The sequence below is a fragment of the Pauljensenia sp. C0254C2 genome, from assembly GCF_056583835.1.
Genome location: NZ_JBWPJO010000010.1, coordinates 59,231 through 82,224 on the forward strand (window position 1 = coordinate 59,231; position 22,994 = coordinate 82,224).

18 protein-coding genes and 1 riboswitch are annotated in these 22,994 nt (G+C 60.2%); of the genes, 6 read left to right on the top strand and 12 right to left on the bottom strand.

Annotation, left to right across the window (positions count from 1 at the left end; all coding sequences use genetic code 11):
* Positions 1–169: 169 nt before the first annotated feature.
* Positions 170–490 (bottom strand): DMT family transporter, encoded by a 321-nt coding sequence (locus AC1DA5_RS08135; protein WP_058236198.1) that lies wholly within the window; start codon positions 488–490, stop codon positions 170–172.
* A gap of 78 nt (positions 491–568) precedes the next feature.
* Here AC1DA5_RS08135 and AC1DA5_RS08140 point away from each other — a divergent pair, with 78 nt between their 5' ends.
* Complete coding sequence (locus tag AC1DA5_RS08140) at positions 569–1,390, top strand: MerR family transcriptional regulator (protein ID WP_058236199.1); 822 nt, start codon at positions 569–571, stop codon at positions 1,388–1,390.
* Positions 1,391–1,505: 115 nt separating this feature from the next.
* Here the strand turns inward: AC1DA5_RS08140 and guaA are convergent, their stop codons facing one another.
* The 9 genes from guaA to AC1DA5_RS08185 all read right to left on the bottom strand — a co-directional run bounded on the left by guaA (position 1,506) and on the right by AC1DA5_RS08185 (position 17,658).
* Complete coding sequence (gene guaA, locus AC1DA5_RS08145) at positions 1,506–3,080, bottom strand: glutamine-hydrolyzing GMP synthase (protein WP_257525372.1); 1,575 nt, start codon at positions 3,078–3,080, stop codon at positions 1,506–1,508.
* A 39-nt stretch (positions 3,081–3,119) separates the two neighbouring features.
* The gene (locus AC1DA5_RS08150) at positions 3,120–5,414 is read right to left on the bottom strand and encodes a glycoside hydrolase family 3 N-terminal domain-containing protein (protein WP_058236201.1); all 2,295 of its coding nucleotides are present in this window, start codon (positions 5,412–5,414) and stop codon (positions 3,120–3,122) included.
* 185 nt (positions 5,415–5,599) lie between these two features.
* On the bottom strand, positions 5,600–6,568 hold the full coding sequence (locus AC1DA5_RS08155; protein WP_058236202.1) for a S41 family peptidase: 969 nt from the start codon (positions 6,566–6,568) through the stop codon (positions 5,600–5,602).
* A gap of 136 nt (positions 6,569–6,704) precedes the next feature.
* Entirely contained in the window at positions 6,705–8,501 is a 1,797-nt protein-coding gene (locus AC1DA5_RS08160; protein WP_058236245.1) for a bifunctional phosphoribosylaminoimidazolecarboxamide formyltransferase/inosine monophosphate cyclohydrolase, read from the bottom strand.
* A 29-nt stretch (positions 8,502–8,530) separates the two neighbouring features.
* Positions 8,531–8,617, bottom strand: a riboswitch (ZMP/ZTP riboswitch).
* A gap of 29 nt (positions 8,618–8,646) precedes the next feature.
* A complete protein-coding gene (locus AC1DA5_RS08165) occupies positions 8,647–10,422 on the bottom strand; it encodes a cell division protein PerM (RefSeq protein WP_480289831.1) in 1,776 nt (591 codons plus the stop codon).
* Positions 10,423–10,515: 93 nt separating this feature from the next.
* Positions 10,516–11,436, bottom strand: a complete 921-nt coding sequence (gene sucD, locus AC1DA5_RS08170; protein ID WP_058236204.1) for a succinate--CoA ligase subunit alpha — start codon at positions 11,434–11,436, stop codon at positions 10,516–10,518.
* 26 nt (positions 11,437–11,462) lie between these two features.
* Positions 11,463–12,674 (bottom strand): ADP-forming succinate--CoA ligase subunit beta, encoded by a 1,212-nt coding sequence (sucC, locus tag AC1DA5_RS08175; protein WP_092648242.1) that lies wholly within the window; start codon positions 12,672–12,674, stop codon positions 11,463–11,465.
* A 121-nt stretch (positions 12,675–12,795) separates the two neighbouring features.
* A complete protein-coding gene (locus tag AC1DA5_RS08180; RefSeq protein ID WP_480289833.1) occupies positions 12,796–15,315 on the bottom strand; it encodes an ATP-dependent helicase in 2,520 nt (839 codons plus the stop codon).
* 72 nt (positions 15,316–15,387) lie between these two features.
* Positions 15,388–17,658, bottom strand: a complete 2,271-nt coding sequence (locus AC1DA5_RS08185; RefSeq protein WP_480289835.1) for a bifunctional metallophosphatase/5'-nucleotidase — start codon at positions 17,656–17,658, stop codon at positions 15,388–15,390.
* A 148-nt stretch (positions 17,659–17,806) separates the two neighbouring features.
* On the opposite strand from AC1DA5_RS08185, the gene AC1DA5_RS08190 reads away from it, so the two are divergent.
* The 5 genes from AC1DA5_RS08190 to AC1DA5_RS08210 are packed head-to-tail and all read left to right on the top strand — an operon-like array spanning position 17,807 to position 21,013.
* Positions 17,807–18,088 (top strand): hypothetical protein, encoded by a 282-nt coding sequence (locus AC1DA5_RS08190; protein ID WP_480289837.1) that lies wholly within the window; start codon positions 17,807–17,809, stop codon positions 18,086–18,088.
* A gap of 15 nt (positions 18,089–18,103) precedes the next feature.
* Complete coding sequence (locus AC1DA5_RS08195) at positions 18,104–19,231, top strand: hypothetical protein (RefSeq protein ID WP_480289839.1); 1,128 nt, start codon at positions 18,104–18,106, stop codon at positions 19,229–19,231.
* 42 nt (positions 19,232–19,273) lie between these two features.
* Positions 19,274–19,684, top strand: a complete 411-nt coding sequence (locus tag AC1DA5_RS08200; RefSeq protein WP_480289841.1) for a hypothetical protein — start codon at positions 19,274–19,276, stop codon at positions 19,682–19,684.
* A 5-nt stretch (positions 19,685–19,689) separates the two neighbouring features.
* The gene (locus AC1DA5_RS08205; RefSeq protein ID WP_480289843.1) at positions 19,690–20,220 is read left to right on the top strand and encodes a hypothetical protein; all 531 of its coding nucleotides are present in this window, start codon (positions 19,690–19,692) and stop codon (positions 20,218–20,220) included.
* A 4-nt stretch (positions 20,221–20,224) separates the two neighbouring features.
* A complete protein-coding gene (locus tag AC1DA5_RS08210; protein WP_480289844.1) occupies positions 20,225–21,013 on the top strand; it encodes a hypothetical protein in 789 nt (262 codons plus the stop codon).
* Positions 21,014–21,020: 7 nt separating this feature from the next.
* Here the strand turns inward: AC1DA5_RS08210 and AC1DA5_RS08215 are convergent, their stop codons facing one another.
* Complete coding sequence (locus tag AC1DA5_RS08215; protein ID WP_058236212.1) at positions 21,021–21,671, bottom strand: LuxR C-terminal-related transcriptional regulator; 651 nt, start codon at positions 21,669–21,671, stop codon at positions 21,021–21,023.
* A gap of 13 nt (positions 21,672–21,684) precedes the next feature.
* Positions 21,685–22,980 carry a PspC domain-containing protein gene (locus AC1DA5_RS08220; RefSeq protein ID WP_480289847.1) on the bottom strand — a complete coding sequence of 432 codons (1,296 nt, stop codon included), beginning with the start codon at positions 22,978–22,980 and terminating at the stop codon, positions 21,685–21,687.
* Between the last annotated feature and the right edge of the window lie 14 nt (positions 22,981–22,994).

Here is a 22,994-nt window from a genome sequence, read left to right on the forward strand (position 1 = left end):
ACTCATTTTTAAAAGGTGAGTACAAATCAGCAGAATCGTGTACTCGTTTTAGGCTTGGGCGCTCTTAACAAGCGGACGGATCCAACGAAAGGACGAACCCCGCTCGGCTCTTCGCGATACGATGTGTAGCACCTTCGTGCAACGTTCAGGCGAAATGCCCTGCCTGCGACTAGTGGGTAGAGAAGATGTTCACGACGAGGACCCCTGCGACGCACATGACAATGCCCGCGATCATCGGGGCATTGAGCGGCTCCTTGAATGCGAACACCGATATCCCCGTGGCCATGATGATGCCGAGTGCGCCCCACGACGCGTAGGCGACGCTCAGCGGAATGCCCTGCAGCGCCTTCGAGAAGAACCCGAAGCAGAGGCCGTAGAGCGCCAGGCAGCCGATGGACGGACCGAGCTGGCTGAAGCCGTCCGACAGCTTCATGTAGAACGTAGCACCGCATTCAAAGACGACGGCGACCGCCAAAAAGAGGTAGTACATGGGACCCCCAATCCTTTCGATGTTCCATAGCAAAAGCTATGCTAAACTCTCGGGTAACCATAGAGTCAAGGGGCGAAAATGAGATTCCTAAAATCCGGCGAGTTCGCCGAGCTGTGCGGCACGACGAAGAACACGCTCATCCACTACGACCAGATGGGGCTCCTGAAGCCTGCTCGTGTTGCGGAGAGCGGTTACAGGTTGTACCTGGCATCGCAGCGCTACCGGTTCCTGTCGGTGAGGGCTCTGGCGGATTCCGGCATGCCGTTGCAGGAGGTGAAGCGTGTGCTCGAGACCGACGACGCGCGCGCTCTTGCCACGTCGCTCGATGCCACACGCGGCAAGATTGAAGCTCGCATTGCGAGCTTGCGAAAATCCCTCGAGCGTATAGACGAGGTCGCCCGGCAGGCCCGAGCAGCATGCGAGATAGATGCCAGGTCCATCGGGGTCATCAGGCGCCCTGCGCGAAGGATCGCCATGCTCGGCGTCGCCGCAGTCGGCCTCGGCGCCTATCCTGACGACCTGGTCGTGAGACGTGACCTGGAAGTCGCAGCGCTTCTCGCCGAGGCTGGTCTGATGGCAGAGCTCGCACCCTATGGCGGCGTGTGCAGGGAAGCGCCCACTCCTGATCGAGACGTTGCTTACGACGACCTGTTCTACGTGCTGCCGGACGATTCCGCCTATAGCGGCGCGACCGTCGAGCTCGAGGCCGGCGAGTACGTGGTCGCGAGCTACGACGGCCCCTGCTCGGGACTCGGTCGCGCCCACGCTTCGCTCGTCGCCTTCGCGCGCGGTCAGGGACTTCGCGGCGACCTGCCGCGCTACGAGATATCGGCCTTCAAGCTGCTGGACCAGGAGGACAGGTACCGCTGCTCGATAGAGATGAGGGCGCTTGGGATTTAGCGCGACGGTTGCCGAAATGGCCCCAAGAGGCTTCCAAAGGCTTAAAGAACCCCTCTGCCAAGCGCAAGTCGACAGAGGGGTTTAGCATGCTTAGCTGGAGAAATATGCCCTTCCGTTACTCCCACTCAATCGTTGCCGGCGGCTTGCTGGTCACGTCCAGGACAACACGGTTGACCTCGGGCACCGCGTTGGTGATGCGGTTAGAGATGCGGGCCAGGACATCGAACGGTACGCGCGACCAGTCGGCCGTCATGGCATCCTCGGACGACACGGGGCGCAGCACAATCGGATGGCCATAGGTGCGGCCATCGCCCTGAACACCAACCGAATGCACATTCGCCAGCAACACCACCGGACACTGCCAGATCTCACGATCCAGCCCGGCAGCGGTCAGCTCCTCGCGGGCAATCAGATCCGCGGCGCGCAGAATCTCCAGGCGTTCGCGCGTCACGTCACCAATGATGCGAATTCCCAGGCCAGGACCGGGGAACGGCTGACGCCACACAATGTTCTCCGGCACGCCCAGTTCCAGGCCAATGGCGCGCACCTCATCCTTGAACAGCGTGCGCAGCGGCTCCACCAGCTCAAAGTTCAAGTCCTCCGGCAGTCCACCGACATTGTGGTGCGACTTGATGTTCGCAGCACCCTCGCCGCCACCGGATTCAACAACGTCGGGGTACAGCGTGCCCTGTACGAGGAACTTGATCTCCGCGCCCGCTTCACCGGCCTCACGCACCAGTTTCAATTGCGCAGCCTCGAAAGAACGAATGAACTCGCGGCCAATGATCTTGCGTTTTTGCTCCGGGTCGCTCACGCCAGCCAGAGCATTCAGGAAACGCTCCGACTCGTCCACCGTCACCACGCGGATCCCCATCGTGCCCGCGTAATCATGCTCGACCTGCTCACGCTCACCCGCACGCAGCAACCCGTGATCAACAAAAATACACGTCAGCTGATCGCCCACCGCTTTGTGCACCAGCGCGGCAGCAACCGAGGAATCCACGCCGCCGGACAGACCGCAGATCACGCGCGCATCGCCCACCTGCTCACGAATACGCGCCACCTGATCATCAATAATCGACCCGGGAGTCCAATCAGTGCCAATACCCGCACACTCGTGAATGAAGTTCTCAATGAGCTTCTGGCCAAACTCGCTGTGATGCACCTCAGGGTGCCACTGCACACCATAGAGCCGGCGCGACTGATCCTCGAACGCGGCAACAGGTGTTTCCTGCGTGCTGGCCGTCACAGTGAAACCATCCGGCGCCTGCTGCACCGCATCACCGTGACTCATCCACACGGACTGTTCTGCCGGAGTACCAGCAAGCAGCGCGCTGGAGGCGCCCTCGTCAATCGTGAGCGACGTATGGCCGTATTCGCGCGTTCCCGTCTTGCCGACGGTGCCGCCCAAAGCCTTCGCCATGACCTGGAACCCATAGCAAATGCCGAGCACTGGGACGCCTGACGTGAACAGCTCAGTGTCAAACGTTGGCGCGTTGTCCGCGTACACAGATGACGGGCCGCCGGACAGGATCACCGCAGCCGGATCCTTCGCAAGCATCTCAACGGCCGGCATCGTATGCGGCACGATCTCCGAGTACGCAGAGGTCTCACGGACACGACGCGCAATCAGCTGCGCGTACTGGGCGCCAAAGTCAACAACAAGAACAGGACGATTTTCAGTGCTCACAGGCTCATCGTAGCCGTACGGACGGCCCATGCGCCACAATCACTGCGTCACCGTCAGCGAACCTGCCAAAGGCGCATTGGAATCACCACCCACATACAGTTCGATGCGCGTGGCGTCCTGGATCCAGTCCTTCGTGACCGCGCTCCAGTACCGCAGTTGATCGGGGCCGAGGGGGAACGTCACCGTCACGGTCTCACCGGCCGGGATGCTCACACGTGAGAATCCCTTAAGCTCACGCAAAGGCCTCGAGGACGTGCCGTAGCACTGGTGGATGTACAGCTGGGTAACCTCGTCGGCATCCACATCCCCGGTATTCGTGACGTCAACGCTGAGCGTGGCTGTCTCACCGACGCGGATCTGGTCACGATCCAAACGCGGATTCGAATACTCAAATGACGCGTAGCTCAAGCCGTATCCGAACGGGTAGAGCGGCGTGCTCGGCTCGTTGAAGTAACGCTCACCTGCGCCTTCGGGCTGGAACGTGCGGTAGTGGTTGTAGACCATCGGCACCTGCCCCACGTTGCGTGGCCATGTGATCGGCAGACGACCGGCAGGCGAGACATCACCAAACAGCGCGGCTGCCACGGCTGCACCTGCACGCGTCCCCGGATACCAGACCTGCATGATCGCACCGACGCCCTCATGACTATCAACACAAGTCAGGTCCAGCGGGCGGGCCGACATACACAGGACAACGAGGGGGGTTCCCGTCTCTGCCAGACGCTGGAGCTGCTCCAGTTGGCGCCCCTGGAGTTCCAAGGTGGACACGGAGGCCTTCTCACCGATCTGGTTCTGATGCTGGCCGATCACCACGACCGCAACATCACTGCGTGCAGCAAGTTTCACGGCGGCGTCAATGTGCGCGTCATCATCCCAGTCCTCGGGGGTGCGGTCCACGACCGGTTCATTATCGTCGAACATCGAGGGATAGAGGCGCTCCCCTACTCCCGCGCCAGGTTCAAACTCAACGCTCACATCCTGACCGGCGCGCTGGCGAATACCGTCCAGGATCGTCACTGTTTCATCGATGTCGTACTTGAAGCACCATGGGCCCAACGGGTCTCGCCGTGCGTTGGCCAGCTCACCGATCACTGCGATGGAAGACGTCTTGTCTGCCTTGAGCGGCAGCGTGGAGTGTTCGTTCTTCAACAGCACGAATGTGCGTTCAGCAGCGTGCTGTGCTGCGTCGCGATGCTCAGGTGTGGACAGGGTTGCGGCAGCGTCTCCTTCGTCAACATATGGATGTTCAAACAGGCCAAGGTCGAACTTGGCGCGCAGTACGCGACGGACAGCTTCATCCAGCACCTCCATCGAGACACGTCCGTCCTCTACCGCTTCGGGCAGGTGCTCGTATGCGGCCTCGAACATCGCCATTTCCATATCAAGACCGGCGTTGACGGCTCGCGCGCCCGCATCGGGCAGGTCCTTGGCGAAGTGCTGGACGGTGAGCGAGTGGACAGCGTTCGCGTCAGACACAACGAACCCCTTGAAGCCGAATTCGTCGCGAAGCGTGTCGGTCAGCAACCACTTGTTGCCCGAGGCAGGCACGCCGTTCAGATCCATGTACGCGCTCATGATGTTGCGTGCGCCAGCGGCAACAGCGTCACGGAACGGAGGCAGATACACGTTGTGAAGTTCCGAATCGGACAGGTCGACGTCTTCGTAGTCGCGGCCACCGCGAGCCGCACCGTAACCGGCAAAGTGCTTGGGACCAGCGAGGATGGCGTCACCTGGCACAGCGCCGTCCGCGCCCGCACCGCCCTGGAAGCCTGCCACCTGTCCGGCAGCCATCGCACTGCCCAGGTAGGGATCTTCACCTGCGCCTTCAATGATGCGTCCCCATCGCGGGTCTCGTGCAATGTCGACCATCGGTGCAAATGCCCAGTGGATGCCGACTGAACGCGCCTCGCGTGCTGCGATGCGCTGGGCGGCCGAGGCGCTGTCAGGATCCCAGCTTGCTGCCATTGCCAGTGGCACCGGGAAGATGGTACGCAAACCGTGGATGACGTCGTAGCCGAAGATCAATGGGATTCCGAAGCGATGGTGCTCAATCGCCAGTTTCTGCAGCCGGTTCGTCTCAGAGGCTTCGTTGACGAACAGGAGTGATCCTACCCGCCCCGCTTTAATCGCTTTTTCCACCATCGCGCGTTGGGCTGTGTTCGCATCTTCTCCGTCAGCGGGCGCGCCGTCCTGCTGGTTCAACGCCATAGCGAGGTAGAAGTACTGGGTCAGTTGTCCGGCTTTTTCTTCAACCGTCAGGCGTCCCAGCAGGTCGTCGACGCGTTCAGTGGTCGACAAAGCAGCATCTTGGAATGGGTAAGCAGCGTCAGTCATCATTGTCCTTTCACGGCAGTTAACACCCTAATATTACAGTCGGTAAATTAGAACATCAAGGACCCCGGCCAGATGCGCATGGACTGGTCCTGGATCATGCGTTTTGAGCCCGCCATTGCCGGACCTGAACGCATGGTCATCGACGTGAATACAGGCGAGTTCGCGACAGGGCAACGCTGAGCGATCTACTGACAACCCTGGTCGCGCGCCCATTGCGTTGCCGCGTTCACCGCTTGAGCAGGTTCCACCGTCACATCCGGTGCGATCGGATCTTCCGCGTGAGTCGTTCCCATGCGGTCTTTCGTCACGCCGACTGTGACCACAAGCTGCTTTCCTCCATACAGCGGGAACGGTGTATTGACCGTGGCATATCCTGCGGTCGGCTGGCCAAACACGCGCGTATTCGGTACGCCTTTAAAAGCGAGCAAAGCCTGCTCACCGGAGCTGCCGGTGTGTTCACCGGTGACAATCGCGACCGGCACCTCTGACTTTTCCGTGATGTCAACGGTCGTGGGCCTTCCGCCGCCGCTGACCTTCCCGCTCTCCAACATGACGGCGCTTTCGCCTCCGCCCGTAACAAAGTAGGACACGGGACCGTCAGGAATCAGTGGCGAGATACCGGCAATCATCGGTCCCATGTCGCCACCACCGTTTTCACTGAGGTCAATCACCGCCGCGCACACATTCGCTCCGGACACAGCTTGCGCAATAGTTTGCGCGTATTCGCTGCCCTGGTCGGGTGTGCCCATAAACGCGGGCATGTGAACAGTCACGACACCGTCGTTTTCTTCCACGCTCGGCGCCTCGTACTCGTCGACGGCTTCTTGCGCTTCGTCCGGCATCATCAAGAACGAGTGCTTCGTTCCCGCAATTTTGACGGCATCGGACAGGACAGCGTCGACCTCGTCAATGCTGGTGGCTTCGCTGATTGCCTGTTCGACTCGTGGACGCTCATCCTGCCAGGCTTCGGACGATGCGTTGATTCCCTGGTCAAGATGGCTGAGGGCGACTTCACCGTAGCGCTGTGGACTGGGCTCAGTCAGCCAAATACCGAAGTCGGGTCCCCACCTGACGACAGCGACTCCAAGCAGCGCAGCGGCGACAACAATCAGTGCCACCAAGGCGATGATGATTCGTTTGGCAACCGTGGACATGGACTAAGCTCCTCACGTTGACGTGTCGGTCTGCGTTCCATTATGAGGAAGCGGACTCATGCGTGCGAAGACAGCCCCATCTACATTGCGGGGTAGAGCTGACTCTACCCCGCATATGCAGATCGTTGAGCGCCTGTCAGTGCGCGAAGTGACGGGTTCCCGTCATGTACATCGTGATGCCAGCGGCCTGTGCCGCTTCGATCGACTCGTTGTCGCGGATCGATCCACCGGGCTGAACGACCGCTTTCACGCCGGCATCGATCAGCACCTGGAGGCCGTCAGCAAACGGGAAGAATGCGTCCGAGGCGGCAACGGCACCTTCGGAACGGCGCTCCGGCTCGTCAGCGACCACATCGGCTGTGCGTGCACCGCCCGCCGAATCCACCTTGTCAGCAGCGGCGTCACCTGTTGTGCGGCCACCCAGCGTGTTCGCGCGTTCGACCGCCAGACGGCAGGAGTCCACGCGGTTGACCTGACCCATGCCAACCCCGACGCTTGCACCGTCGTGAACCAGCAGGATTGAGTTCGACCGCACGGCTCGCACGGTGCGCCACGCGAACTCCAGGTCGCGCAGTGTTGCCTCGTCGGCCGGCTCGCCTGCCGCCAAAGTCCAGTTCGCCGGGTCGTCACCGTCAGCGTCAATGTCGTCGCGTTCCTGCACCAGCAGTCCCCCGGAAATCTGCTTGAACTCCAGGGCTCCGCGTACCGGTGGCACTACCTGCAGGATTCGCAGGTTCTTCTTCGTTTCCAGTACTTCCAGTGCGCCTTCGGCGTAGGAGGGCGCCAGGACGACCTCGGTAAAGATCGGTTTGATCTGCCTGGCCAGTTCGACGCTGACCTCACGGTTGACTGCGATCACTCCGCCGAATGCTGACACAGGATCGCATGCATGCGCCTTGCGGTGTGCTTCCGCCACATCTGCGCCAATGGCGATCCCACACGGGTTCGCGTGCTTGATGATGGCCACGCACGGCTCGTCATGGTCAAATGCTGCGCGCAGTGCTGCGTCACCATCGGTGTAGTTGTTGTAGCTCATCGCTTTGCCATGCAGTTGGCGCGCGTTCGCGATGCCAGGCAGCAGGTCCTGGGTCGTGTCGTCGCCGTCCTGTTCATCGCCTGGTTCGTCAAACTCAACGTCAACTTCACCCTCACCCATCAGCTCGACGATGTCGCCGTATACGGCGGCATCCTGATGCGGGTTTTCGCCATAACGCAAGGTGTGGAGGCGTTCGAAAGCAGAGACCAGCACCGGTGGCCACTGTGCGTCATCAACGTCATCGGCTTCAGCCGACTCGTCAACATCAAGATCAGCATCCAGTTCGTCTTCGAACCAGTCAGCGATGGCGGCGTCGTAATTTGCTGTGTGACGGAATGCGGCCGCTGCCAGTTCGCGACGCTCCTCCAGAGTGAATCCCTCAGAACGTGCAGCGTCGATCACCGCGTCGTATTGCTCCGGGTTGGTAGCAATGGCAACGGAGGGATGGTTCTTCGCAGCAGCGCGCACCATCGACGGGCCGCCGATGTCGATCTGCTCAACGCATTCGTCGAATCCTGCGCCCGAGTCAACCGTGTCCTCAAACGGATACAGATTGCATACCACCAGGTCGAATGCTGCGATCCCCAGGTCTTCGAGCTGCTGGCGGTGATCGGCTTTGCGCTGATCAGCGAGAATGCCGGCATGGATCTTCGGATGCAGCGTCTTGACGCGACCTTCCAGCACCTCGGGGAAACCAGTCACGTCTTCCACGGGCGTCACAGGAATCTTCGCGTCACGGATTTTTTGTGCAGTTGAACCGGTGGACACGATTTCGACGCCAGCATCAGCGAGTGCGCGAGCCAGGTCCACCAGGCCGGTCTTGTCGTAAACGGAGATCAGCGCTCTGCGGATCGGGCGGACATCAACGGGTTCGAGGTTATCCAAACGGACTGACAATTCTTCCTCCAAAGGGGTTCAAGGTCGGTCCTCAGCGCCCAGGCGGGCGGCGCCGTGCGAGGCTGCTTCAGCCGCTTCCCGGTGGTCCTCCACCCTCGCCAGTTGCGGCCTCTTTTAGTGTACGAGGGCGGCGCCGGATATGCGACTAGCTGTGATCTTTCAGATCTTCGTCACTGTTGTCAGTATTGTCTGACACGGCGATGGGTTCCGTGGGCGCAGCGCTGGCTTTGAGTGCTTCCATGCGGGCATCCGGAGCACGCGGAGGAGCGGGCAGTTCTTCTGTCGCCTCTTCTTCCAGCGCCGTTTCCTCTTCCTCCGGCGTCTCTTCGCCGGCTTCATTCAGGTCAGGAGCTGGAAGGGGCGTCTCCCTCGTCGATGACTGGGCGCGATTCTCCTTCCATGCGGCAATACGCGCCTTCGTCCACGCCGTCAAAGCTGCGGCCGCTCGGCGCACCCACGCGATCGTGGTCGGATGTGCTGCCAGGGACACCGCGAGCGCGACCATGCACACTTCCAGTACGACGAACAGCACGCTCCACCACACGCGCGGGCCAACGACACTCAGACGGGTCGACCCCAACGACATGCGCGACGAGGCAAGCCATGCTGCGATGACGAGCGCAGTGATCACGGTGGCCACTCCCATCGCAGCCGCCTGCTTCCACAGGTGCGTCATACGATGCCGCCACGCCGCCCATGCGCCCAGCAGGATTCCCACTCCCACCAGCGCCCAGGCCACCCAGTGGCCCGGAGCTGTCTGTGGGACGGCCGCAAGGATCGGGATCGCCGGAATCGGCGCAACAGGCGCGTTCGCCGCTGAATGGAGGGCGTCGGCACCCACGTAGAAACCAGGCCCCGCGATCCACGCCAGTGCGCATGCCATGATCGACGGAGCAAACAAGGCCTGAACAATGTTGATGATGACCGTGTCCTTGGTCGAAGCAAAGAGCAGTTCGTGGATACCGGAGATACGCTGAAGAGAAACAAGGATTGACACGGCGCTCATGATCAGGCTGAACAGCACTGTCAGTGCCACGGCAACGCGACCAAGGCGCAGCCCTGACCACAGCCATGTCAACGATTCGCGCCGTTCAGATGAAATCGTGGGCCATGTCCACGTGTGTCGAGCAGCAACTACCGCCCAGGTCGCTGCCAGAAGCGGAATGACGAGCGCACCGGGCAGTGCGCGCCACACGTTGATGTGAGCCGAGGACGCTCCAGCCGCAATGAGCGCCGTGACTGCAAACGTGGGGACAGCCATCCACTGCGCGGCGGCAGGAAAATCCCGTCCCGGCAGCAGAAGAACACGCAAAATGATGATCAGCAGCGCTCCGAGCAGTGTCGGAATGGCGAGGATGTCGCTCTGCCCCACCGTGATCGGCGCTCCCAGCGTCGCAGCCCAGAGGTCACCACCCACTGCCCGAGCATCGTCCCAGCTGGTCGACGCCAGCCAGGGGTTCTGCGAGACGAACCAGTACCCCACCAGCGTCACGACCATCATGAACGCCCATCCGATCAGGGCCGCCTCAATGCCGGCCAGGCCGGAGCGTGCCCACCCGTCAGGCAGTGCGATGCGGATCGTGCGTCGCCGCACGGCGGTGCGAGTGGTGTGAGGTTCCTCGTCGTGCACCTGAGGTGCCGGGGCCACTCGAATTGGCGAGGGCGCCTTGGCATCTGTCTCGTCGGCTCCGTCAAGGTCGAGGCGTTCAGTTTCTTTTTCCGAATTATCCAATTCGGGTTCATCATCACTGTCTGCCTCATCGTGAGCCGGCCCAAAAATCAGCGACGCACCTGCTTCACGGTCTTCCTCCTCAAGCCACGCGCCAACCACCTCGGTTGGGATCTCATCAGCGGACAGGTCCGCTTCTGCGCGCTGCCTGTCAGGGCGCTGCGATGGGGAAGAGTCAGGTGAGTGCGTCATCGTTCTTCATCGTCTCGCATCCGCGCCCACACATGGAGGTGCACCGCCGACCATGAGAAAGTTCATTCACGATCAGCGGTGCACGACCGGATGTTATTTCTGCAGAATCTCGCGAGCGATGATGGCAGTTTGGGAAGGTGTACGACCCACCCGCACGCCGACGGCCTCGAGTGCTTCAGCCTTCGCCGCGGCCGTGCCGGAAGATCCAGACACGATCGCGCCGGCATGCCCCATCGTCTTGCCTTCCGGAGCCGTGAAACCGGCAACGTAGGCCACCACCGGTTTGGTCATGTGTTCGGAAATCCACTGAGCTGCGCGCTCTTCCGCGTCGCCACCGATTTCACCGATCATGACGACCAGTTCGGTGTCGGGGTCATTTTCGAAGGCTTCGAGCGCGTCAATGTGCGTGGTGCCAATAACCGGGTCACCACCGATTCCCAGGCAGGTGGTAAAGCCGATGTCACGCAGTTCGAACATCATCTGGTAAGTCAGTGTGCCTGACTTCGATACCAGTCCCAGCCGTCCTGGGCCGGTAATATCTGCCGGGGTGATGCCGACGTTCGACTGTCCGGGGCTGATAATGCCCGGGCAGTTCGGTCCGATCACGCGCACGCCCGCTTCACGTGCGCGGGCCACGAACTCCGTGGAGTCAGCGACCGGGATGCCCTCGGTGATGACCACGACCGTCTCCACGCGGGCATCGACAGCTTCGAGTACAGCGTCTTTCGCAAATGCCGGCGGCACGAAAATGGCGGATACTGTGGCACCCGTTTCCTTCACTGCTTCTGCAACCGTTCCAAACACAGGGATGTCGACAGGGCCGTCGGTGACCTGGTCAGCCATCGGCCCGTATCCCTGGACATCGAATGTCACGGACTGTCCGGCTTTGCGCGGGTTGACGCCGCCGACAATGGCGGTGCCCGAGTTGAGCATGCGCTGGGTGTGCTTGCGTCCCTCTGATCCGGTCATGCCCTGGACGATGACGCGTGAGTGTGAGTCAAGAAAAATCGACATGAGAAGTCTCCTTGTGCTTCCAGGTTTCAGGCCAGCGGGGCGGCCGGATCGGATGTGTCTTCAGGGTCGGGCTCGACGCCGGCAGCCAGCTGCGCCACCATGCGGGCTGCTCCGTCCATGGTGTGTGCCATGTGGACCAACGGGTGACTGGCTTGCTGGAGGATTTCGCGTCCCTCATCAACGCGGTTTCCGTCAAGGCGCACCACCAACGGCTTCGTGGCGTTGTCACCGAGGATCGACAGTGCTTCAACGATACCTTGCGCCACCTGGTCGCATGCAGTGATCCCACCGAACACGTTGACGAACACGGCGCGCACCTGTTCGTCTCCGAGGATGACATCTAGGCCCTTGGCCATCACGTCAGCGGACGCTCCGCCACCGATGTCCAGGAAGTTTGCGGGCTTGACACCGTATTCCTCGCCTGCGAGCGCAACAACGTCGAGGGTGGACATCACCAAGCCGGCACCGTTACCGATGATGCCGACTTCGCCCTGCAGTCGCACATAATTCAGGCCGGCAGCTTTCGCCATTGCTTCGCGAGGGTCTTCAGCTGCAGTATCGATGAACTGTTCATGCTCGGCATGACGGAAGCGCGCGTTGTCATCGAGCGTGACTTTGCCGTCCAGCGCGATGACGTCGCCTTCTGGTGTCAGGACGAGCGGGTTGACTTCCACCAGCGTGGCATCTTCGCCGTGATAGGTGTCCCAGAGCTTGACCAGGACGGGCACGATCTTTTCGAGCGTGTCGCCCTCGAATCCTGCTTGAGTCAGGATGTCGCGCGCAACGTCCTCGTCAATGCCGCGCTGCGCATCCAGGGGAACGCGGGCCAGTGCTTCGGGGCGCTCCTTGGCGAGGGTTTCAATGTCCATGCCGCCTTCACGTGAACACATCGCCAGGTGCTGACGGTTCGCACGATCGAGCAAGATTGAGAAGTAATATTCCTCGGCAATATCGCATCCGGCGGTGATCATCACCGTATTGACGGTATGCCCCTTAATGTCCATGCCGAGAATCTTGCTGGCATGTTCGCGGGCCTCGTCGCCGCTGCGAGCCAGTTTGACGCCACCGGCTTTCCCGCGGCCGCCCGTTTTCACCTGCGCTTTCACGACGAGAAGGTCAGCGTTCAACGTGTTCGCAGCGTCAACTGCCTGGTCAGCCTCGGTGATGACGATACCCGGCAGGATTGGCACGTCATGCGATTTGAACAGTTCCTTCGCCTGGTACTCGTATAGGTCCACGCCTGTCTCCTTTTCAGTATTCGCACGATCTTCTTCGACGCCACAAATTACCTTGACATCGAGACATCGCCTTCAGACTACCGTGAAGGAGGCCTTCAGTCCTACCCTTTGGACAAAATTCCTATGAAATCTTCGTCAGCGGAGCCATTCGGATCAGCAGATTCTTCGTCCGGCCGGCAAAGTCAATACGCGCCACGGCCCGCGCCCCACTGTTTTCCACGCTCAGCACGGTGCCACGTCCGAACGTCGCATGCTCGACCACGTCACCGGTCTTCAGTACCAGCGACGTCGTGTCCGAGGGAGGCTCCGCCTGTTGAGCCGGTGGAACTCCCATTCGGACGGCGCGCCGACCCGCAAGGCGGAAAGCAGCGCTCCTCAGATTTGAATGCCCTGACCCGAATGCCGGTGCCGCATCAGCGTCACCGTACCGGTCGGTGCGTTGTCGGTGCACCTGACGCAGGCGTTCTGTCGATGTCATGGAGGAGCGCTCATCGATCAGCTCGGGCGGAATGTCATCCAGGAAGCGTGAGGGCGGAAATTCCTGCGGTGTGCCCCAGGCGGAACGCTGCCCCGCCCTCGTCAGGTACAGGCGTGAGCGGGCTCGCGTGATCGCTACATACGCGAGGCGGCGTTCCTCTTCAAGTTCAGCTTCTTCGCCCAGGGAGCGCTGGTGCGGGAAGATGCCATCCTCCATACCGGTGACGAAAACAACGGGAAATTCCAGGCCCTTAGCGGTGTGAACGGTCATCAGCGTCAGAAAGCCGCCACGCTCCTCATCGGACGGCACCTGGTCGGAGTCAGCCACCAGTGAGACGCGTTCGAGGTAGTCGAGCAGCGTTCCTTCCGGTTCACTTTGACGGAACGTCGTGGCAGCAGTGTGCAGTTCAGCCAGGTTCTCCACGCGCGATGCATCCTGAGGGTCATCTGAGCGCTTGAGTTCGGCAAGGTAGCCGGAATGGTCAAGGATCTCGTCGAGAATATCGGCTGGCGGCGCGCCGGCCCTGTCCAGTGCGCGTGCGGCTTCAAGCAGCCCCCAGAAACCTGCGACAGATGCAGATGCCCGCGGGGTAAGCCCCTGAACGGACGGGACAGGGTCGCCGGCAGATTCCGCTGCTGACGTTTCTTCTGTTTCAGGGATCTCGATCCCTTCCCCTTCACCAGCGGGACTGCCTGCGTGGACCCAGACGTGTCGAATCGCTTCACCCAGCGACACGTTATACAGGTCTGCGTGCGCCAGCAATGCCCCCTCAGCGCGCGCACCGATGCCGCGGCGCGGAGTGTTGAGAATCCGTCGCAGCGACACCGTGTCGTCGGGGTTGACCACGGCCTGCAGATAGGCGATCGCATCCTTGATTTCCTTGCGTTCGTAGAAGCGCGTGCCACCCACCAGGCGGTAGGCGATTCCCTGTTGGACCAGGAGTTCTTCCAAGGCACGTGATTGCGCGTTCGTGCGATAAAACACCGCGATGTCACCCTCGTCAATTCCCTGGTCGTGCAGGCGGCGGATTTCTTTGATGAGGAAACGCGCTTCGTCATATTCGCTGTCCAGTGCGGCCACCACGATCGGCGCCCCGTCACCGTGAGCGGTCCACAGGTTCTTTGGGCGGCGGCCCTGATTGCGGGCAATGACGGCGTTGGCTGCGGACAAAATGTTCTGCGTGGATCGGTAGTTCTGTTCCAGCAAGATCGTGCGGGCACCGGGAAAATCGCGTTCGAATTCTTCGATGTTGCGGATCGTGGCGCCGCGAAACGCGTAGATCGACTGGTCCGAATCACCCACAACTGTCAGCTCCGCGCTGTCGACACCGTCATCGCCACTGCCGGTGAGCAGTCGAACCAGCACATATTGCGCGTGGTTCGTGTCCTGGTATTCGTCGACCAGGATGTGACGGAAACGTCGGTGGTAGTGCTCAGCGACGGCGGGTTTGTCGCGCAGCAGGGCTACTGTGCGCGAAATCAGATCATCAAAATCGAGGGCATTAGCCTGGCGCAGTCGTTTGTCGTATTCGACATACGCTTCCGCCACAACCTGCGAGATCGGATCGTTGGGCGCATTCGCCTTGAACTGGGCGGGAGCGACCAGCTCATTCTTCAGGTCAGAGATTCGTGCGGCCACCATTTTCGGCGTGAAGCGTTTGACATCGACGTTGGCGGCTTTGAGCACCATCTGTATCAGGCGCTGCGAATCTTGCGCATCGTAAATCGTGAACGTTGATGTCAAGTCTGCCGCAGCGTGTTCCTTGCGCAGGATCCGCACACACGCCGAGTGGAATGTGGACACCCACATGGATCTTGCCGCAGGCCCAATCAGGTTCGCCACGCGTTCACGCATCTCAGCTGCCGCTTTGTTCGTGAAGGTGATCGCCAGGATTTCACTGGGGCGTGCGCGCCCCGTTTCCAGCAGGCAGGCGATGCGATGGGTCAGCACACGCGTCTTACCTGACCCGGCACCAGCCAGAATCAAAAGCGGACTGCCCTCGTGGGTGACGGCGTCGCGTTGCTGATCGTTCAGCCCGCCCAGCAGCGCATCGACATCTGTGTCATTGACGAGGGCGGCGTCAGGCTCCGTTGCGGTCTGGGTGAAGCCCAGGTCCGGAAGGGCGATACGTGGCCGTCTGGTTGAAAAATAACGCTGATTCATCGACTCCACTGTAGGGCATCGCACGGGCATTTCCGTACCCGCGCGATGCCCAGGGCGGATGTGACAGCGATCTTAGGCGCGGTGGCGACGCATCGTCAGCGCAGCTCCCACGCCGGCAAGGACCAGGGCAGCAATCGCAACTGAATCGGTGGCACCTGTCCGCGCGATCTTACCGGTCTGAGGGGCACCTGCTGGCGCCTTTCCCTCCTCGACGGGACGCTGGGCGGCCGGGCAGGAGACGCGCACAACCAGGCCATTGGCCGCTGTGACAACATCACCGGCATCGGTCGACACGGTCAGTGGCAGCTCAACGACCTGTCCGGGGGTCGCCGAGCAGTCAGCCTGAGCAGTCAGTTCAACCTGAGCCTGACCTGCACCATCAGTGGTGATGATGCTGGCCTCCGTATTGGCCTGAGGTTCGACCAGTGAGTTATTCACCTTGGCGGTTGCCTTCTGGCTTCCTGCACTCACGGTGACCGTGTCGGTGATTCCCGGGCCTTCGCTGAAGGACAGTCCACGCAGGTCGATCGAGATAACCGAGTTGTTCGGCACCGCCTCACCTGACAGTGACAGGCCGACTGATCCTTTAAGTGCTCGAGGAGCCAGTTCCCCCTCGTGAGCCTTGAGGTACTCATTGAAGTAATCCCTGTCGAGTCCCTGTGAAATGACCGGTTCACCGCCGCTGGTCAGGGCGTCGAAGCTGTCACCGCCACTAAGCAGGAACGTCACCGACCCCACCGTGTAGGAGGCGGACTCGTCGATCGGAGCTCCGTTGACGAGGACGGATGTGATGCGCTCACCGTACGGTTTGGCGGGATCATAGGTGTAGGAGACATTGGAGGAAAGGCCAAGCTTGAGCATCGGGCGGGAGTTTTGTGAATTGAGGTTGGTCTTCCACTGTTGTTCAAGTGCCTGCTTAATGTCAGAGCCTTTGAGGGTCACGTATCCAATCTGGTTCGAAAATGGCATGACCGCGAATGTGGAGGCGTAGGTGATTTCGCCCTTGTCATTGGCCTGAAGATCGGCTCGCAGGCCACCGGCGTTGATCATTCCGATGTCCACGGGTTTGCCGTCAGGCGTGGTCACGGCGTGACGCATTGCGTCTGCAGCCAGGTCACCCAGTGTTGATTCGATGCCACGGTTGGATCCGGGGCCGGCCGACTCCCCCTCGGCCTTGTCGAAGACTCCGCGTGAGAACTTCGCGTTGGGAGCGATTGTGGCAACAACGCTCTGGCCTTTTTCTTTCGCCATCTTCTCAGCGTTGGTGACGACGTCCTTGATGTCAGGATCCTCGCCGCACTGCGCGATTTCGCTGGCGGGGATCAGGTCCGCGCTGGATTCAACAACTGTGTTCTTCGCAGTGTCGTACTGGATGCGCAGCACGCCGAGGTTGTCGGTGTACGAGCCGGAAGCCACCGCTGAGAGCTTGTTACCTTCGGCTCCATCCACCATGTCGAAGTCGTATGGCACGTGCGTGTCACCACCCATGAGGCCGTCGACATTCTTCCCCATCTTCGGGAAGTTGTTCTTCACGTCGTCGTCAAGCATGGCGATCACAACGTCCGCCTGTCCGCTCGACTTGAGGGAACCTGCAAGGTCGTTAACAGCCGCAATGGGGTCTTCAAATGTCAGGCCCTCAGTGGTTTTGGGTGAGAGCTTGTAGGGAACGTCCTGCGCTATCGCACCAATGAAAGCGACCTTGACACCGGAGGGCGTGCTCACAATCTTCGTGTCACCCAGGTAGGGTACTTCTTCGCCCTGATCATTACGGTAGGTGCCCATCCCTTTGACATTGGCTGCCAGGTAGGGGAACTGAGCCTGGACGAACTGGTCGGCAGCTGAACCGTCAACCCGCTGCTTGAAGACCTCCTGGCCCATGTCGAGTTCGTGGTTGCCGATCGTCGAGGCATCCGGGCGCAAAAGGTTGAGAGCTTCAATTGTGGGATTATCGTTCAACGAGCCGCTGACGTAGGGGCTTGCTCCGATGTTGTCGCCCAGCAGCGTAAACGTCGAGTTTGTGTTGGCTGCACGGGCCTGGTCAAGGTAACAGCCAACAGCGGCAAGACCGGCTTCGGTCACATTCCCGTCCTTCGATACCTGGGAGATATGACCGTGAACGTCTGTAAGCTTGTACAGATCAAGAGTCACAATATTGTTCTGCCTGGCGGCTCGCTCCGATGTAGGCGACGCCGGTGCTGGTGCTGGTGAGTCAGAAGAAGCCGACATGGGCTCAGCATCTGACTGCGCCGTGTCGGCCTGTGCGGCTACTCCGAAGCCTAAAGTTACAAACGTGCCGGCTGCAATTCCTGCAGCCACGCGACGACGATACGTGGTATTCACCATTGCTCCTTTACGCGGTCACTAGGTGCGTGCACATCGTAACAAGATGACCTACATCGCTCCAAGGGGGCAATTGAAGTTGACATTCTCTGAAGTCCGTAGTTTAAGTCACACCATTGAAAGATCGAATACCCCGCTGTAGCCTCTAAGTATGAATCTGGTAGTAGACACCGCTGAGGCGCATAAGGCTGCCAGCGAGGCACATTCAACCGCCGCAAGTATCCGCAGCGTCACGCTCAACGCACCACAGGGAACGGGGCGTTCGGACGCTGCCTGTTCATCCTTCACAACAGCGTTGCAGGAAAGCATCGCCGCAGCAGGCAAGCAGGTCGAGACATTCGCGTCGGGCATGGACACGGCGATCAAGACGTTTGTCCACGTTGATACCACACACCAAGGCCGATTTTCCTCAACCTACACGCAGCAGCCCTAAGGGAATGAGACTGAGATGGCAATTGACACCAGCGTCGAAGCTGATCCGTCGCAGATAGATTCATCTGTCGCATCGCTGAACGCAGCAAAAGACTCACTGGATGACTACGTCGATAACCTTTCGGACGTTCGTCGCTCCACCAGTGATGCTCTGGAGGGCGAAACACATGACGCGTCTGTCAACAAGATCAGCACAGCGATAGATTCTCTGCTCGAGTGCGCAAATTCTTTGGGCAGATTCACAAAAGCACTGACAACGTTTTCTGGCACTATCAGAGGAATTCGCAACGATTTTGCTCAAGCACGAAGCACAGCATCCGGCAATGGTCTGATCGTCACGGGCGACGTGATCAACGAACCAACTCCGCCCGTTGGCGACCCCAGTCCTGCTGAAATTGCTGAGTACAACAGGAAGGTCACGGCGTACAACGCCGCGGGTGAAACTGCTTACCAACTGCGTCAAAGTGAGCAGGAAGCGCACGAGACAATGGATAGTGCGTGCGAAGACCAACTCAATTTCCTCGAAGAGCTCATTAAGAGCCTTTTCCCACCAGGTCTTGGGTTGGCTCTGGTACCTTGGGCTTTCTCGCGCGCCAAGAACCTTGGTAAAGCCGCACAGTGGCTGCCGATGGACTCAAGATTCCGTTTCGCGCCACGCGGGGCAGGTGGCAAGTTCGTCTCCCCCAAGAGCATGGGCACGTTCGAGCGGCTTTCATCCATGACCAAAGCGAAGAACTGGGTGGCAAAATCGGGTCAGGCAGGAAGTACCGCTGCGAAGATTTCGAAGGGCGCCTCGAAAATTCTTTCGCATCCTGCCACCAAGTGGGTCGGCAGGGGCATGAATGTCCTCAGTGCCGGACTGAAGGGGTACGAGCAATATCAAGCCGATGCCCATAATCCTCAGATGGGTGAAGGCGAGCGTATCGCGCGTGCCGGTACGCGCGCCGCTGTCAGTGGTGTCAGCAGCTGGGCTGGAGCTACGGCTGGCGCGAAGATCGGCGGTATGATCGGAACTTTTGGTGGACCCGTTGGAATTCTCGCGGGCAGCCTCATCGGCGGTGCAATCGGAGGGCTTGCGGCATCGAAGTTTGGGGATGCGGTGGGAGACAGTGCACTGTCACTGGTCTCCAAACTATTCCACTGAACTCATGAGTGACGACGGGCTATTTGAAAGGAGGATCCTGGCTTGATTGCCTTGGGATGTATTTTTGGGATCCTGATGGCTGTGATGTGGGCTTTAGCTATGTTCACTGACACATGGCCAGGGCGTTTTTTCCGCAAGCAGGCGCAGTGGCTTGGTTCTAAGAACTCAATAGCCCTTGGCGAGCCTTCGATCGCTCTTTTCTTCTTCGCTGGTTCTATAGTTCTGGCACTCACAGGCAATCTGCCAGATAGTCAACTTTCCAAACCGCTATCCGCACTCATGCTGGCATTGATTTTTATTCCCATGATTGGCGTCATTCTCAGTTTCTTTAACTTCGATCTTCCCAAACAGATGTATCCCGAATGGCACGAAAAACAGCGCGCTCTGAAAGCCTCGCGCGTGGATCACAGCACTGAGTCCGGTACCGATGCTCAAAGGAGCGATGCACAATGAGTGGCATGACATCTGATAGCTCGACAACAGTTCACGGGCATTTCGTCAGTGCCCTCCTTCCAGAGGGGTGGACGCAGTTGGAGCCAGACAATCTGATGGGTTCACAGTCTCAGGGAAATGGCTCGGCAATCGACTGCATCGCTGCGCAGACGCAGAACAGCCCCGGTGGCGTATACGCACCGAACCTGGTCGTCACCGTCGCGTCGGTTCCCACCGACCTGGGCAACCTGGAGTGGCGAGACACCACCACGCACTCATTGATCGACGAAATCCCAGGGTTCGTGCTCCTGGACCTGTCTGAAGTCGCCACGCAGAAATGGAAGGGTTTCGCGCGCCTGGGGTGCTACATCCTCGATGACGAATCCATCACGATACGTCAGTTCACGTGGCTCGATCCAGACCAGCCGCGCGGTTACACGGCAACACTGTCGTGCGCAACCCGCGACTACGGCGCGCACTACGAACTTTTCGAAAACGTTGGCGCAAGCCTCGAGGCGATGCCGACCGCGCCAACCGACCACTCACGCGAAGGATAGTTTCATGGCAACTGTGCAGGCTACCGCTGGAGGACCCGTCCTCGTCATCTCGGAAGACGAATGGAACGAACTGACATCCTTCATCATCAATGGCGAGCCACTGTCAGATCCGGTTCATCGTTCACTGGTGGACGCTCATATCCTTGACGATTCGAGCGACCCGACCCCCACAGCTCTGGAGGCACTTAGCGCAGCATACTCGGTGCGCTCACGATTCCAGGCTCTCGACGTTCGCCCCCATTCAGCCCAGGTCGTTGAAGCGTGGATCAGTTCCAGATCAACAACGATCGCCAAGCACAGCAACGACGGCGTTCACCTCTACGCTCTGCCCCCGGAAGAGGTTCCATCCGTTTTCGGACAATTCCTCGACCTCATGCCTCGCCCCTCTATTCATGAGGGGCCAATCCTGATGAGTGTGGAGCTGCTGGAAGGGCTGTACTCGGCAGACAGCACTCGGTGCGACCAGGTGCTGAAAGGTGCTGCTCAGGCTGGAGGGGATGACAGCACGCTGGCTCGCGAAATCCAGTCTGGCCAGTGGACTCTGAACTTGCTGACAACTGACGCACTTGCCGCAATGAACGACAACGGGGAGGACCTCAGCGCCGCAGGAGTGCGCCAATGGGAAACAACAGACATGATCATCACGCTGGGTGTCCCCTCGTGTCTGTATGCCATTGTCGTCGTGCCTGAGGAGGCACAGGCCGAGCTTGGCCTGTCGGAGCCCGCACTTTTCGTGGACCCCACCACTGCCCCGCCCGTGTGGGCAACCATCACGCAGTGGCTTTTCGCGTAACCGCTGGTTAAATCAGGTGACGCTGAGCCGCCCACCGGGTCAGTTCATTGCGGTTCGACAACTGCAGTTTGCGCAACACCGCTGACACGTGTGTCTCGACAGTTTTCACCGAGATAAACAGCTCGGCTGCAACTTCCTTGTACGTGTAGCCACGCGCAATCAAGCGCATGACTTCCTGCTCGCGCGCTGAAAGCAGATCCAGTTCGTCCTCGTGGGCCGCCACCTCACGCGTGCCGAACGCGTCAAGCACGAAACCTGCCAGGCGGGGCGAAAATGCCGCGTCCCCGCTCGCAACGCGTTTAATGGCTTCCAGCAGGTCGCCAGGTGAAATCGACTTTGTGACATATCCGCGAGCGCCTGCTCTGATCACGCTCACCACATCCTCGGGCGAATCTGACACCGACAGCGCCAGGAAGCGCACCTGCGGGATATCTGCGCAACGCGCCACGACTTCCGCGCCACCACCACCCTGCCCGCCCGGCAAGTGGACATCCAGCAGTGCCACGTCAGGCTGCAGATCACGGCAGGCCGCAACAGCGCCGTCCACATCAGCGGCCTGGCCCACCACGGTCAGGTCAGCGCCCGATTCTTCCAGTTCGGAGCGCACACCTGCTCTCACCAGAGGATGGTCATCGATGACGACGATGCGAATACTCACCAGTTCTTCCCTCTCAGTTTTCAGTGGTCTCCGAGGGCGCAGGGTCGCCCTCGTCGATGGGGACATTCATGTGGATCTCGGTACCAGATGATAGGCGACGGATCGTCACCGTGCCGCCGACCCGGTCGATTCTGCCGATAATGGAGTGTCGGATGCCGTGGCGATCGTCAGGGATTGTGTCCAGGTCGAAGCCCTCGCCCTGATCTTTCACGTAGACATCAAGGCTGATTGAGCCGACTTCCGCGTAGATGGTGACCGGTGGGCGACCATGACGCACAGCGTTCGTGGCGGCCTCCGTGGTGGCGGCAACCAGGGCGAGGGCCTGAACGGTGGGCACGCAATCTCCCACGCTTACTACCTCGATCGGGACGCCGTAGCGGGATTCGACGTTCTCAACGGACTCGCGAAGAGCTGCGGCAAAGGAGTCGGACACTTCGTGGTGACCCGTGTACAGCCAGGATCGCAGTTCGCGTTCCTGACGCAGCGCCAATGCTGAGACGCGGGTCGGATCCTGGGCGTGAGCGCGTATCAGTGTCAGAGTCTGCAGGACTGAATCGTGCAGGTGAGCGGCAATATCTGCGCGTTCGGCGTCGCGCACCTGCTGTTCACGTGTCGCTGACAGGTTCGTTGAGGCTCGCAGCCACAGCGGAGCAACCGCGAAGATCAGTCCACCGATCAGCACCACGCCGACGAACAGGGAGCGAGTCACCAGGAAACGTGACGTGCTGCCGAAGAACAGGGCGAAAATGCCGAGCAGGAAGAATGCGACGCCGGCGGCGATCAGTACGATGTTCAGCGCGCTGAGTTTCTTGCGACGCGAGGCGCTCTGGCTCCACACCAGTGCCAGTCCGACGATGGAGGCGAGTATGGCAGGGATGTCAACGGCCTGGGCGACGTTGAGTGCCACGAGGATCGCCAGAACAGTGGCAAGGCCGATCGCGATCAGTCCGGCGGCAAGCAGCTGGGCGGATACGCCTTTGGATCGGGCTGAAAAGGTCGATCGCGTCAAAGGGGTGGCGAGCGCGCCATCTGATCGGCTTGTGCGCCTGCCGCGGTCCACCTGCATGGTGACGGCGAACCAGACGTACAGGAGAATGCCGATTCCCACCGTGCACAACAACAGGCAGATCGCGCGGACGATCCATACATGTAATCCGATATGGACGCTGATGCCGGAGCAGACGCCGGCCAGGATCGGACGCGGCATGGCCTGTGAGGAATGTGTGGCGCGGATCAGCGGTGGACGTGAGGAGTCATGGCGGGCAGGCGGAATCCACCCGTTGTCGCGCTCACGATTGGCTGCTGTCACTGTTCTATCTTGGC

Excerpts from the sequence above, each read along its gene's own strand:
- AC1DA5_RS08135 (WP_058236198.1), bottom strand. The coding sequence starts at position 490 with ATGTACTACCTCTTTTTGGCGGTCGCCGTCGTCTTTGAATGCGGTGCT.
- AC1DA5_RS08140 (WP_058236199.1), top strand. The coding sequence starts at position 569 with ATGAGATTCCTAAAATCCGGCGAGTTCGCCGAGCTGTGCGGCACGACG.
- AC1DA5_RS08150 (WP_058236201.1), bottom strand. The coding sequence starts at position 5,414 with ATGACTGACGCTGCTTACCCATTCCAAGATGCTGCTTTGTCGACCACT.
- AC1DA5_RS08155 (WP_058236202.1), bottom strand. The coding sequence starts at position 6,568 with ATGTCCACGGTTGCCAAACGAATCATCATCGCCTTGGTGGCACTGATT.
- AC1DA5_RS08165 (WP_480289831.1), bottom strand. The coding sequence starts at position 10,422 with ATGACGCACTCACCTGACTCTTCCCCATCGCAGCGCCCTGACAGGCAG.
- sucD (WP_058236204.1), bottom strand. The coding sequence starts at position 11,436 with ATGTCGATTTTTCTTGACTCACACTCACGCGTCATCGTCCAGGGCATG.
- AC1DA5_RS08180 (WP_480289833.1), bottom strand. The coding sequence starts at position 15,315 with ATGAATCAGCGTTATTTTTCAACCAGACGGCCACGTATCGCCCTTCCG.
- AC1DA5_RS08185 (WP_480289835.1), bottom strand. The coding sequence starts at position 17,658 with ATGGTGAATACCACGTATCGTCGTCGCGTGGCTGCAGGAATTGCAGCC.
- AC1DA5_RS08190 (WP_480289837.1), top strand. The coding sequence starts at position 17,807 with ATGAATCTGGTAGTAGACACCGCTGAGGCGCATAAGGCTGCCAGCGAG.
- AC1DA5_RS08195 (WP_480289839.1), top strand. The coding sequence starts at position 18,104 with ATGGCAATTGACACCAGCGTCGAAGCTGATCCGTCGCAGATAGATTCA.
- AC1DA5_RS08205 (WP_480289843.1), top strand. The coding sequence starts at position 19,690 with ATGACATCTGATAGCTCGACAACAGTTCACGGGCATTTCGTCAGTGCC.
- AC1DA5_RS08210 (WP_480289844.1), top strand. The coding sequence starts at position 20,225 with ATGGCAACTGTGCAGGCTACCGCTGGAGGACCCGTCCTCGTCATCTCG.